The following is an 11,654-nucleotide window of genomic DNA, read 5'->3' as shown; positions in this document are numbered from 1 at the left end:
GGCACGTCAAACCGATGCGAGCACATCGGGAAACCTCCGGCTCACTCCAGGAAGAACGCGGCCAGCGCCCCGGCGACCCCGTCCGGGTCGTTCTCCATCGGAATGTGACCCGCCTTCGGGATGCGCACGAGCCTGGTGGCGGGCATCTCGGCGGCGAACTGCTCGGCCTGCCGCACCTGCTGGAACCGGTCGTCCTCACCCCAGACCAGCAGCTTCGGCGTACGGTCGGCCCGCAGCGCCGGGACCAGGTCGAGCGTGTAACGGCTGTCGGCCGCGCCCGCCAGGGCCAGCCACGACCGGCAGACCCGCGGCTCGGTCCAGGGGTCGAGGTAGTCGGCCAGTTCCTCCTCCGTCGCCGGACGGGCCAGCGCGGCGGCGACGGCGATGCGGCGCGCGGCCAGCACCTCCTCGGCGGTCGTCGCGGCGGCCACCGCCGGGTCGCGGTAGCGGGCCACCGCGGCCACCGGCCAGGAGTCGTACGTGACCGAGTTGACCAGCGCCAGCCTGCGCACCCGCACCGGCCCCGCGGCCAGCAGGTGCTGCGCGACCGCGCCCCCGATGTCGTGCCCGGCCACGGCCACCGGCTCGTCCGCCCCCACCGCCGCCGCGAAGCGGGCCACCCACTCCGCCAGCGCCGGAACGGCCGCCGTCTCGACCGTCAGCTCCCCCTCGGAGCGCCCCAGACCGGGCAGGTCGACCGCGACCGGCCGCAGCCCGGCCCCGGCCAGCCGGTCGATCACCGGCGCCCAGACCCGGCTCCAGTACGTGCCGTGCAGCAGCAGCACCATCGGGCCCCGCTCCCCGGCCGTCAGATAGCTGGCCCGCCGCCCGTCTACGTCAATCGTCTCTCGCGTGGTCATGGCATAACCATCGTGTTCTGCTCCAGCCCCGGTCAAATACCAACTAGGGTATGTCGGTATGACATTGGCGCAGCTCAGAGTGCTCGTCGCGGTCGCCGACCACGCCGGCTTCACCACCGCCGCCGACCACCTCGGCATGTCCCAGCCCGCCGTCAGCCGCGCCGTCGCCACGCTGGAGCGCGAGCTCGGGGCGACCCTGTTCGTCCGCCACCGCGACGGCATCGCCCTCACCGAGGCCGGCCGCCGCGCGCTCGCCCGGGCCCGCGAGGCGCTGCGGCACTTCGACCTCATCCGCGCCGACGTGGCCGCCGCCAACGGCCAGGTCACCGGCGAGCTGCGCCTGGCCAGCCTCCCCAGTGCCACCGGCACGATCGTGGCGAAGCTGCTGCGCGCCTTCACCGACCGCTACCCGCAGGTCCGGGTGCGCCTGTTCGAGGGCGTGGACGACGACATCCGCGACTGGCTGCACCGCGGCGCCGCCGAGGTCGGCGTCGTCACCCTGCCCGCCCCCGGCCTGCACACCACGCACCTCAGCACCCACGACATGGTGGCCGTGCTGCCGGCCGGGCATCCGCTGGCCGCCCACCCGGTCGTGCGCCTGCCCGACCTGGCCGGCCGGCCGTTCATCCTGACCACCGCCGGCTGCCGGCCGCTGATCACCGGCGCCGCGATGGGCGAGGGGGTGCGGCTGGACATCGCCCTCGAGGCGAGCGGGCCCGCCGCCATCCTGGAGATGGTCGGCGCCGGCCTGGGGGTCAGCATCGTGCCCACGCTGGGCCTGCCCGCCGACCTCGGCTCGGTGGTCACCCGGCCCCTGGAGCCGGCGATGACCCGAACGCTGGCCCTCGCCGTCCCGTCGCCGGAGGACTGCGCGCCCACGGCGCGCGCCTTCCTGGACGAGCTGGCCGCCTTTACATTGTAGATTTTCTACTTGCGGGGAGCCGCTCGAGACCGGACTCCAGTACGTTCTGGACGGCATCGCGGCCCGGCTCAGCGGGAAGCAGTGCGGAACAACGCAGAACAACGCGGCGGGAGCGTGTCGATCCGCGGCGCGGCCGTTCGACGCGTCGGGTGAGGGCGGCTCCCGGGGCCGCCACGAAAGCGGAGGAGAGCACAGCGGTGAAATTCATGATCGTGGGCAAGGGCAGCGCGGAGACCGAGGCCGGGGGCCTGCCCAGCCAGGAGCTCGTGGACAACATGCACGCCTACAACGAGTCCCTGGCCAAGGCCGGGGTGCTGCTGGCCGGCGAGGGCCTCTACCCCAGCTCGCAGGGGGCGCAGATCGCCTACAGCGGCGGCCGGGCGAGCGTGATCGACGGGCCGTTCACCGAGGCCAAGGAGTTGATCGCGGGTTTCTGGCTGATCCAGGTCAAGTCGCGCGAGGAGGCCATCGAGTGGGCCCTGCGGGTTCCGGTGCCGCCGGGGCACGACGGGATCGGACTGGACGTGTGGCGGGTGTTCGACGCCTCGGACGTACCGGACGACTCGATGCCCGCCGAGGAGCGCGAGCGCGAGAAGGCGCTGCGCGAGCGGCTCGGCGTGGACGACCCCGGCGCCTGATCCCCTTGACCGGACCGGGTTGCGACGGCGGGCGCCGGGCTGGTCTCATGGGCCCGTGACGGCTTCCGACACCCATCGCGCGATCGAAGCGGTCTGGCGCATCGAGGCGGCCCGGCTCATCGCCGGGCTCGCCGGGATGGTGCGCGACGTCGGCCTGGCCGAGGAGCTGGCGCAGGACGCGCTGGTCGCCGCCCTGGAGCAGTGGCCCGAGTCCGGCGTGCCGCGCAACCCCGGCGCCTGGCTGATGACCGTGTCCAAGCGCCGCGCCATCGACCTGATCCGCAGGAACGAGCGCCTCCAGCGCAATCTCGCCGAGCTCGGCCACCGCCTCGACCTGGAGGAGGAGCTGCCCGAGGTCGACGAGATCGAGGACGACCTGCTGCGGCTGGTGTTCACCGCCTGCCACCCCGCGCTGTCGGTGGAGGCGCGGGTGGCGCTGACGCTACGCGTGCTCGGCGGCCTGACCACCGACGAGATCGCGCGGGCGTTCCTGGTCTCGGAGTCCACCGTGGCCCAGCGCATCGTCCGCGCCAAGCGCACCCTGGCCGACCAGCGGATCCCGTTCGAGGTGCCGCAGGGCGCGGAGCTGGCCGGCCGCCTGTCGTCCGTGCTGGAGGTCATCTACCTCATCTTCAACGAGGGCTACTCGGTGACCGCCGGTGACGACTGGATGCGCCCCGCGCTGTGCGAGGACGCGCTCCGGCTGGGCCGCGTGCTGGCCGGCCTGATGCCCAAGGAGCCCGAGGTGCACGGCCTGGTCTCGCTCATGGAGATCCAGGCGTCGCGCTCGGCCGCCCGCGTGGGCCCGTCGGGCGAGCCCATCCTCCTGCTGGAGCAGAACCGCGCCCGCTGGGACCGGCTGCTCATCGGCCGCGGGCTGGCCGCGCTCGACCGGGCCGAGGAACTGGCCGGCACGCCCGGCCCGTACACCCTGCAGGCGGCCATCGCCGCCTGCCACGCCCGCGCCGTCAACGCGGAGGACACCGACTGGGTACGGATCGCGAGCCTGTACGAGTCGCTGGCCCGGATGTCCCGCTCCCCGGTCGTGGAGCTCAACCGGGCGGTGGCCCTGTCGATGGCGTACGGGCCGGCGACCGGGCTGGAGCTCCTCGACCAGATCGTGGACGAGCCGACGCTCAAGGACTATCACCTGCTGCCCAGCGTGCGCGGTGACCTGCTGTTCAAGCTGGGGCGGATGGAGGAGGCCAGGTCGGAGTTCGAGCGGGCGGCGGGCATGACCCGCAACGCCCGCGAACGCGCCCTCCTGGAGGAGCGCGCCGCGGCGGCGAAACCCCCGGAGCTGTGAGGAGACCCGTGCCACCACGACTCGAAGAGATCACCCCAGGCAACCTCTCCGCCACCCTCGGCATCAAGGTGAGCCCGGAGCAGGAGGCGTTCGTCGCCCCGGTGATGGCCTCGCTCGCCGAGGCGTACGCCGCCCGCCACACCGCCTGGCCCCGCCTGGTCCGCGACGGGGAGCGGGCCGTGGCGTTCGTCATGGGCAACTTCGATCCCGGCAACGAGATCGGCGCCTTCCGCTGCGGCATCTGGCGCCTCAACGTGGCCGCCGGGGAGCAGGGCAAGGGCTACGGACGCTTCGCCGTACGGGCCGTGTGCGAGGAGGCCCGGCGGCGCGGCCATCGGCGCGTCACGGTCCTGTGGGAGCGCGGCACCGGCGGGCCGGAGCGGTTCTACCTGCGGCTCGGTTTCAAGCCGACGGGTGAGGTGCTGTACGGCGAGACGGTGGGCGAGCTGCTCCTGTGACCCTTGGATCGATGTGTCGGAAGTAGTGGAACCCTTGACGCCATCACTGGACGGCCACGTGCACAGCGAGTGGTCCTGGGACGCCCCGGCGGGCTCGATGGAACGCTCCTGCGCGCGGGCGGTGGACCTCGGCCTGCCGGCGATCGCCTTCACCGAGCACGTCGACCACACGGTCTGGACGGTCGTCCCCGGCGCCCTCGACCCCGACGACCACCTCGCGACGCTGACCACGCCGGAGGGGCGGCTGACTCCTCCGGCGTTCGACGCGCTCGGATACCTGGAGGAGATCGACAGGTGCCGGGGCCTGTTCCCGGACCTGCGGATCCTGACCGGCCTGGAGCTCGGGGAGCCCCACCGGCACGCCGCGGCCGTCGCGAAGGTGCTCGGCGCCGGCCGGTTCGACCTGGTGCTCGGCTCCCTGCACTGCCTCCCGATCGGCGACGGCTTCGCCGAACCGCCGGGCCACTACGAGCGCCGGGCCGCGGCCGAGGTCGTCCGGGACTACCTGGCCGAGGTCGCCGGGCTCGTCGCCGGGAGCGACATGTTCTCGGTGCTGGCCCACATCGACTATCCGATCCGGTACTGGCCGGAGCGGACGGCGGGCCCGTTCGACCTGGCGGCGTTCGAGGAGGAGTTCCGGCACGCGCTGCGGGCGACCGCCGGGTCGGGCCGGGCTCTGGAGATCAACACGCGCCTGCCGCTGGACCCGGCGATCGTGCGGTGGTGGCACGAGGAAGGCGGGGACGCGGTCACCTTCGGCAGCGACGCCCACGACCCCTCGTCCGTGGCCCACGGGTTCCGGAAGGCGGCGGACATGGCGGCGGCCCACGGGTTCCGGCCGGGGCGGCACCCGTACGACTTCTGGGGGCGGCGATAGGCTCCCCACGTCTGGCCGGCGACGTCAGGCGGTCGGCGGGTCGGGGGGAGTCACGCAGGCGGCGGCCAGCGCGAGGGCTCCGGCCAGGGCGAAGGCGGTGGCGAAGCCCGCGCCGGTGACCAGCACGCCGACGGCCGCGGGGGTCGCGGCGGCCACCAGGTTCTGGCCGGTGTTCTGCGCGCCCAGCGCCCGCCCCGCCCAGGAGGCGCCGGCCAGCTCGGAGACGGCGGTGAAGGCCAGCCCGTTCCCCGCTCATCGAGACGACCAGCGCGGCGATCACCAGGGGTGTCCCCCACGGCGTGGCGGCGGCCAGGGCCGGCAGCGCCATGGCGGTGGCGTTGATCGCGGCGAGCCGGCGCATGGGACGTACGCGGCTGCCGACCCGGTCCGACCAGAAGCCGCACACCAGCCGACCGCCCGCCCCGAGCAACTGGGCGGCGGCGATCAGCGTGCCCGCGCGGGCGGCGGCCCAGCCCTGCGCGACCATCAGGTACGTCAACGCGAACGCCGAGGTGGTGAACTGCGGGACCACCAGCAACATGCTGGCCCCGTGCACCCGCCACAGCGCCGGGTCCCGGTACGGCGTGCCCGCACGCCGCACCGCTCCGGCCGTGGCCCGCGGCGGATCGGCGATAACAAGACAAATCATCTCATTAAATGGACAGACGCCGGGGCGCGACGGCCCCGCCGCCGCACTCCCCCGGCGGCGTGACTGGCGGTTGTCAGCGGGGGCAAGGGCAGGCTGTGCGGGTGACATGCCCTTGATGCGACACAAAAGATGTCTCTTGTGGTGGGAGCGCTCCCAATCAGCTCTTTGGGCTGTTTATCGTGAAAAATCCTGTTTCACAGTTGTAAACCGCACCATAGGTAACGGTTGCGTTTCGCGGGATTGACGTCCAGACCCCGCAAGTGCACCCTTTGTGGGAGCGCTCCCAAAGTCTCCCACCGCGGCGGAGCGCGTGCCGCGGTGCACCTCCCCACCATTCACCCGAGAAGGGGTCCACCATGATGATCAGCAAGCGTCGCGGCGGTCTTGCCGCGGCCTCGGCCCTGGCCGCGGCGGCGCTGGCCGTCGCGTCCTGTGGTTCCGGCAGCACGCCGGAGTCCAGCGCTCCAGCGTCCTCAGCGGCGGCTGAGCCGGTCACGATTCGCGTCCAGACGTTCGGCGGCGGCTCCAACTTCGGCTACAAGAACGCCGTCGACAAGTGGAACGCCGAGCACAAGGACATCCAGATCAAGTACGAGAACCTGACCGACCAGTTCGAGCAGCAGTACTGGCCGCAGATGATCCAGTGGCTCCAGGCCGGCAGCGGCGCGGGCGACGTGGTCGGCATCGACGAGGGCGGCATGGGCCTGGCCAAGGCGCGCAGCGAGTGGTGGGCCGACCTGAAGGAGTACGGCCTGGAGTCGCGCAAGGCCGACTTCCCCGCGTGGAAGTGGGAGAACGGCGTCGCGGCCGACGGCAAGGTGTTCGGTCTGGGCACCGACATCGGCGGCATGAGCATCTGCTACCGCACCGACCTGTTCAAGAAGGCCGGGCTGCCCACGGACCGCGACAAGGTCAGCGCGCTGTGGCCCACGTGGGACGAGTTCATGAAGGTCGGCCAGCAGTTCCAGTCGAAGGTCAAGGACACCAAGTGGGCTGACGGCACCAACACGCTCTACCAGGTGGTGCTCTACCAGGAGGCGGCCAAGAACGGCAACGTCAGCTACTTCGACACGAGCAACAACCTCATCGTCGACAAGAACCCGGCGGTGAAGACGGGCTTCGACTTCGCCCAGAAGATGAGCCAGCAGGGCCTGACCGCCAAGCTGCGCAACTTCACCGACGAGTGGGCGGCGGGCACCCAGAAGGGCGCGTTCGCCACGGTCGGTTGCCCGTCGTGGATGCTCGGCGTGGTCAGCGGCAACGCGGGCGACGCCGGCAAGGGCCAGTGGGACGTGGCCGCGGTGCCCGGTGGCGGCGGCAACTGGGGCGGCTCCTGGCTGGCCGTGCCGAAGCAGTCGAAGCACCCGAAGGAAGCGGCCCAGGTGGCCGACTACCTGACGCAGGCGACGACGCAGGCGAGCATCTTCACCGACTTCGGGAACATGCCGAGCAACACCAAGGCTCAGCAGGACCCGGCCGTGCAGGGCGCGAAGAACGAGTTCTTCAACGACGCCCCCATCGGTGAGATCTTCGCCAAGTCGGCGTCGAGCCTCCAGCCGGTCTTCCTCGGCGTGAAGCACGCCCAGGTCAAGAACGCCATCGAGTCCGTCATCCAGGGCATGGACGACGGCTCCGTCCCCTACGACAAGGCCTGGCAGCAGCTGGTCGACGACGCGGTCAAGGCCGCGGGCTGATCTCCCCGCCCGGCCCGCCAGGAGCGGGCCGGGCATGTTGCCGCTGAAAGGTCTGTTATGAGCCTCGACACCCTTCCGCGGGCGGCACGGAACACCCACCGCCGTGACCGCCCGCCCGGCCGCCGCTGGCGTTCCAGAATGGACGTCAAGGCGATGCCGTACGCCCTGGTGTCTCCCTACTTCCTGCTGTTCGCCGCCTTCGGGCTTTTCCCGTTGGTCTTCACGCTCTACTACTCGCTCTACGACTACGACCTGGCCGGGACCACGGAGTGGGCCGGGCTGGGCAACTACACCGCGCTGCTGGGGGACGACGACTTCTGGCGGGCCGTGGTGAACACGGTGGGCATGTTCGTGCTCGCCACCGTCCCGCAGATGCTGCTCGCGCTGTTCCTGGCCAACGCGCTGAACAAGCGCTTCCGGTTCCGCCTGGCGATCCGCATGAGCGTGCTGCTGCCGCTCGTGACGTCGGTGGTCGCCGTCTCGGTGGTGTTCACGCAGCTGTACGCCCGCGACTGGGGCCTGGTCAACTGGATCCTGGGCCAGTTCGGCATGGAGAGCACCAACTGGCGGGCCGAGCGGATCCCGTCGTGGATCGCCATCGCCACCATGGTCGACTGGCGCTGGACCGGCTACAACGCGATCATCTTCCTGGCCGGCATGCAGACGATCCCGCGCGACCTGTACGAGGCCGCGGCGATCGACGGTGCCTCGCGGCGCAGGCAGTTCTGGCAGATCACGCTGCCGATGCTGCGCCCGACCATGATCTTCGTGGTGCTCAACTCCACGATCGGCGGGCTGATGTTGTTCGCCGAGCCGATCACGTTCTACAACGGCAACCCCGACGGCGGGTCGCAGGGACAGTTCCAGACGGTGGCCATGTTCATCTACAAGCAGGGCTTCCGTGAGTACGACTACGGCTACGCCTCCGCGGCCGCCTGGCTGCTGTTCCTGCTCATTCTCGTTGGCGCGCTCATCAACTTCCTGGTCGTGCGCAGGATCGGGGGCACGAAATGACCAACTGGTCACCGACCGTCATCACCAGGGTCATGCTGGCCGTGGCCATCGTCCTGTCGGCGTTCCCGCTGTACTGGATGCTGGTCATCGCCTCGCGCACCAACGCCGACGCGATCGCAGTGCCGCCCGTGTTCCTGCCGGGCGGGAACCTGGGCGAGAACATCGTCGCGGTGCTCAACAACGAGGACGCCAAATTCCTGACCGGCCTGACGAACTCGTTCATCGTGGCGAGCGTCGTCACCGTCTCCGTGGTCATCATCTCCACGCTGGCCGGCTTCGCCTTCGCCAACCTCAGCTTCAAGGGCCGTAACCTGCTGCTGCTGCTCGTGCTGCTGACGATGGCGGTGCCGCTGCAGCAGATGGGCGTGGTGCCGCTCTACCGGCTCATGGTGAGCCTGGAGTGGACGGGCACGCTCACGGCGGTGATCCTGCCCTACCTGCTCAACGGGTTCGGCGTGTTCCTGATGACGCAGTACACCCGGCAGGCCGTGCCGATGGAGCTGGTCGAGGCCGCCCGGGTCGACGGCGCGGCCACGCTGCGCATCTGGTGGAACGTCGTGCTGCCGGCCGTGCGTCCGGGCATGGCCGTGCTCGGCATCAACACGTTCATGCTCATCTGGAACGACTACATGTGGCCGCTGATCGTGCTGACCCCGGACAACCCGACGGTGCAGACCGCGATCACGAACCTCAACGAGCGGTTCTCCACGAACTACACGTTGATCTTCGCAGGCACGGCGCTGTCCATCATTCCGCTCATCGCGGTATTCATCGCATTCGGCCGCCAGATCGTCGGCGGACTCATGGAAGGTGCGGTCAAGGCGTGACGACTCAAGAGGAACAGACGCGTTCCGGCCTGCGCTTCCCCACTGGCTTCGCGTTCGGCGCGGCGACGTCGGCGTACCAGATCGAGGGCGCCGTCGCCGAGGACGGCCGCGGCACCTCCATCTGGGACACCTTCACCAAGACCCCGGGCAGGGTGCTCAACGGCCACCATGGTGACGTCGCCATGGACCACTACCACCGGTTCAAGGAAGACGTCGCGATCATGGCGGACCTGGGCCTGACGGCCTACCGCTTCTCGGTCTCCTGGCCGCGCATCCAGCCGACCGGCTCCGGCGCGGTCAACCAGAAGGGCCTGGACTTCTACCGGCGGCTCACCGACGAGCTCCTCCGGCACGGCATCGACCCCTGGCTGACCCTCTACCACTGGGACCTGCCCCAGGCGCTGGAGGACCAGGGCGGCTGGCCCAACCGTGACACGGCCTACCGCTTCGCCGAGTACGCCTCGGCGGTGCACGAAGCGCTGAAGGACCACGTACACACCTTCAGCACCGTCAACGAGCCGTGGTGCGCCGCGTTCCTCGGCTACGCCTCGGGCGAACACGCCCCGGGCAGGCGCGAGCCGCAGAACGCGATCAGGGGCGCGCACCACCTCAACCTCGCGCACGGGCTGGCCGTCCAGGCGATGGGCGCCCGGCGGGTCGGCGGCTGCGTGAACCTGTACGCGGTCACCCCCGCCACCGACAGCGAGGCGGACCTGGACGCGGCCCGGCGCATCGACGGGCTACAGAACCGGTTCTTCCTCGACGCCCTGCTGACCGGCCAGTACCCGCAGGACGTGCTCGACGACCTGGGGATGGACCCGGAGGTCATCCAGCCGGGCGACATGAAGACCATCGGTTCGCCCATCGACGTGCTGCTCGTCAACTACTACAGCCGCTTCACGGTCTCGGGAGCACCAGGCGGCAGGGCGTCGGCGGCGGCGGCCCCCACGGACTCGGCTTCTCCGTGGGTGGGCAGCGAGCACGTGTCCTTCGTCAACGGCGGCCGGCCCGTCACCGCGATGGGCTGGGAGATCGACGAGGGCGGCCTGGTGGAGATCCTCACCCGGGTGGCGCGGGACTACCCGCCGATCCCGATGGTGGTCTCGGAGAACGGCGCCGCCTTCGACGACGTGCTCGTGGACGGCCGGATCCACGACCGGGAGCGGCAGGCGTACGTGGAGGCGCACCTGGGCGCCTGCAAGGAGGCCATCGAGGCGGGCGTGCCCCTGGAGGGCTATTTCGCCTGGTCACTGATGGACAACTTCGAGTGGGCCTGGGGTTACGGCAAGCGCTTCGGCCTGGTACATGTGGACTTCGAGACCCAGGAACGGCTGCTCAAGGACAGCGCGCTCTGGTACTCGGAGATCATCCGGCAGAATAGGCGCCATGAACCGACCGACTCTTGAGGCAGTCGCGGCTCGGGCCGGGGTAGGCCGGGGCACGGTGTCGAGAGTCATCAATGGCTCGCCGAACGTCAGCGCCAAGGCCCGCGAGGCCGTTGAGCTGGCCATCCGCGAGCTGGGCTACGTGCCCAACCGTGCGGCGCGGGCCCTGGTCACGCGCCGCACGGACACGGTGGCGCTGGTGGTGTCCGAGTCCCAGTTCCGGGTCTTCGACGAGCCGTACTTCGCGGGCACCATCCGCGGCATCGGCTCGGCGCTGGCCGAGACCGGGTTGCAGCTCATCCTGGCGATGGCACGCACCCCGGAGGAGCACGCGCGGCTGGAGCACTACCTGACGGGGCAGCACGTCGACGGCGTGCTGCTCCTGTCGCTGCACGGCGCCGACCCGCTGCCGGGCAGGCTCGAGGCGATGGGCGTGCCGACCGTGCTCGGCGGCCGGCCCGTCGGCCTCGACCCCTACAGCTACGTGGACATGGACAACAGGGCAGGAGCCCGGCAGGCGGTCAAGCACCTGCTGGGCCTCGGCCGCACCGGCATCGCCACGATCGCCGGCTCCCAGGACATGGGCGTGGGCGTCGACCGCCTCTCGGGCTACCGCGACGCGCTGCTGCCCTCGGGGCTGCCGGAGCTGGTGGCCTACGGTGACTTCTCCGAGCACAGCGGCGCGGCGGCGATGACCGAGCTGCTGCGGACGCATCCCGAGCTCGACGCGGTCTTCGCCGCGTCCGACCCGATGGCGCTGGGCGCGATGCGCGTGCTCAAGGCCGCGGGCCGGGCGATCCCCGGCGACGTGGCGGTGATCGGCTTCGACGACTCCAAGGCCGCGCTGCACGCCGACCCGCCGCTGACCACCGTCCACCAGCCGACCGAGGCCATGGGCCGGCAGATGGCCCAGCTGCTGGTGGCCCGCATCAACGGCCGGGAGCTGCGCCAGCCCGTCGTGATCCTCGACACGCACCTGGTGCGCCGCGAGTCCGCCTGACGGGGAAGTGCCCCGGCCCGCCGC

At 71.0% G+C, this 11,654-nt stretch carries 12 protein-coding genes and 1 pseudogene; 10 read left to right on the top strand and 3 right to left on the bottom strand.

Annotation, left to right across the window (positions count from 1 at the left end; translation table 11 throughout):
• Window positions 1-41: 41 nt before the first annotated feature.
• Window positions 42-860, bottom strand: coding sequence for an alpha/beta hydrolase (locus tag AB0J69_RS03085; protein WP_364112240.1), 819 nt, complete (start codon window positions 858-860; stop codon window positions 42-44).
• A gap of 58 nt (window positions 861-918) precedes the next feature.
• Here AB0J69_RS03085 and AB0J69_RS03080 point away from each other — a divergent pair, with 58 nt between their 5' ends.
• The 5 genes from AB0J69_RS03080 (at window position 919) to AB0J69_RS03060 (ending at window position 5,061) form a co-directional block, all read left to right on the top strand.
• The gene (locus AB0J69_RS03080) at window positions 919-1,782 is read left to right on the top strand and encodes a LysR family transcriptional regulator (RefSeq protein WP_364112238.1); all 864 of its coding nucleotides are present in this window, start codon (window positions 919-921) and stop codon (window positions 1,780-1,782) included.
• Between the two features lie 206 nt (window positions 1,783-1,988).
• Window positions 1,989-2,420, top strand: a complete 432-nt coding sequence (locus AB0J69_RS03075; protein WP_364112440.1) for a YciI family protein — start codon at window positions 1,989-1,991, stop codon at window positions 2,418-2,420.
• A gap of 55 nt (window positions 2,421-2,475) precedes the next feature.
• On the top strand, window positions 2,476-3,726 hold the full coding sequence (locus AB0J69_RS03070; protein ID WP_364112236.1) for an RNA polymerase sigma factor: 1,251 nt from the start codon (window positions 2,476-2,478) through the stop codon (window positions 3,724-3,726).
• A gap of 8 nt (window positions 3,727-3,734) precedes the next feature.
• Window positions 3,735-4,184: a GNAT family N-acetyltransferase gene (locus tag AB0J69_RS03065; RefSeq protein WP_364112234.1), complete on the top strand. Its 450-nt coding sequence runs from the start codon at window positions 3,735-3,737 to the stop codon at window positions 4,182-4,184.
• Between the two features lie 34 nt (window positions 4,185-4,218).
• On the top strand, window positions 4,219-5,061 hold the full coding sequence (locus tag AB0J69_RS03060; protein ID WP_364112232.1) for a PHP domain-containing protein: 843 nt from the start codon (window positions 4,219-4,221) through the stop codon (window positions 5,059-5,061).
• A gap of 24 nt (window positions 5,062-5,085) precedes the next feature.
• Here the strand turns inward: AB0J69_RS03060 and AB0J69_RS03055 are convergent, their stop codons facing one another.
• Complete coding sequence (locus AB0J69_RS03055) at window positions 5,086-5,217, bottom strand: hypothetical protein (protein WP_364112446.1); 132 nt, start codon at window positions 5,215-5,217, stop codon at window positions 5,086-5,088.
• A gap of 115 nt (window positions 5,218-5,332) precedes the next feature.
• A pseudogene (locus tag AB0J69_RS03050) lies at window positions 5,333-5,710 on the bottom strand (MFS transporter); the annotation flags it as partial.
• Window positions 5,711-6,066: 356 nt separating this feature from the next.
• Here AB0J69_RS03050 and AB0J69_RS03045 point away from each other — a divergent pair.
• The 5 genes from AB0J69_RS03045 (at window position 6,067) to AB0J69_RS03025 (ending at window position 11,630) form a co-directional block, all read left to right on the top strand.
• The gene (locus tag AB0J69_RS03045) at window positions 6,067-7,404 is read left to right on the top strand and encodes an extracellular solute-binding protein (RefSeq protein ID WP_364112230.1); all 1,338 of its coding nucleotides are present in this window, start codon (window positions 6,067-6,069) and stop codon (window positions 7,402-7,404) included.
• Between the two features lie 138 nt (window positions 7,405-7,542).
• The gene (locus AB0J69_RS03040; protein WP_364112228.1) at window positions 7,543-8,418 is read left to right on the top strand and encodes a sugar ABC transporter permease; all 876 of its coding nucleotides are present in this window, start codon (window positions 7,543-7,545) and stop codon (window positions 8,416-8,418) included.
• Complete coding sequence (locus tag AB0J69_RS03035; RefSeq protein WP_364112226.1) at window positions 8,415-9,245, top strand: carbohydrate ABC transporter permease; 831 nt, start codon at window positions 8,415-8,417, stop codon at window positions 9,243-9,245. Before AB0J69_RS03040 ends, AB0J69_RS03035 begins: the two co-directional genes overlap by 4 nt.
• Window positions 9,242-10,651 (top strand): GH1 family beta-glucosidase, encoded by a 1,410-nt coding sequence (locus AB0J69_RS03030; RefSeq protein WP_364112224.1) that lies wholly within the window; start codon window positions 9,242-9,244, stop codon window positions 10,649-10,651. Before AB0J69_RS03035 ends, AB0J69_RS03030 begins: the two co-directional genes overlap by 4 nt.
• Window positions 10,632-11,630: a LacI family DNA-binding transcriptional regulator gene (locus AB0J69_RS03025; protein ID WP_364112222.1), complete on the top strand. Its 999-nt coding sequence runs from the start codon at window positions 10,632-10,634 to the stop codon at window positions 11,628-11,630. Before AB0J69_RS03030 ends, AB0J69_RS03025 begins: the two co-directional genes overlap by 20 nt.
• The last annotated feature ends 24 nt before the right edge of the window (window positions 11,631-11,654 follow it).

The organism is Nonomuraea sp. NPDC049709, from assembly GCF_040674815.1.
Classification (GTDB): Bacteria; Actinomycetota; Actinomycetes; order Streptosporangiales; family Streptosporangiaceae; genus Nonomuraea.
The sequence above is the reverse complement of the archived record's forward strand: the minus strand, read 5'-3'. Positions and strand labels throughout refer to the sequence as shown.

Bases quoted from the DNA above. Each gene is read 5' to 3' on its own strand.
- AB0J69_RS03075 (WP_364112440.1), top strand. From the start codon at position 1,989: ATGATCGTGGGCAAGGGCAGCGCGGAGACCGAGGCCGGGGGCCTGCCC.
- AB0J69_RS03080 (WP_364112238.1), top strand. From the start codon at position 919: ATGACATTGGCGCAGCTCAGAGTGCTCGTCGCGGTCGCCGACCACGCC.
- AB0J69_RS03035 (WP_364112226.1), top strand. From the start codon at position 8,415: ATGACCAACTGGTCACCGACCGTCATCACCAGGGTCATGCTGGCCGTG.
- AB0J69_RS03045 (WP_364112230.1), top strand. From the start codon at position 6,067: ATGATGATCAGCAAGCGTCGCGGCGGTCTTGCCGCGGCCTCGGCCCTG.
- AB0J69_RS03040 (WP_364112228.1), top strand. From the start codon at position 7,543: ATGGACGTCAAGGCGATGCCGTACGCCCTGGTGTCTCCCTACTTCCTG.
- AB0J69_RS03025 (WP_364112222.1), top strand. From the start codon at position 10,632: ATGAACCGACCGACTCTTGAGGCAGTCGCGGCTCGGGCCGGGGTAGGC.
- AB0J69_RS03085 (WP_364112240.1), bottom strand. From the start codon at position 860: ATGACCACGCGAGAGACGATTGACGTAGACGGGCGGCGGGCCAGCTAT.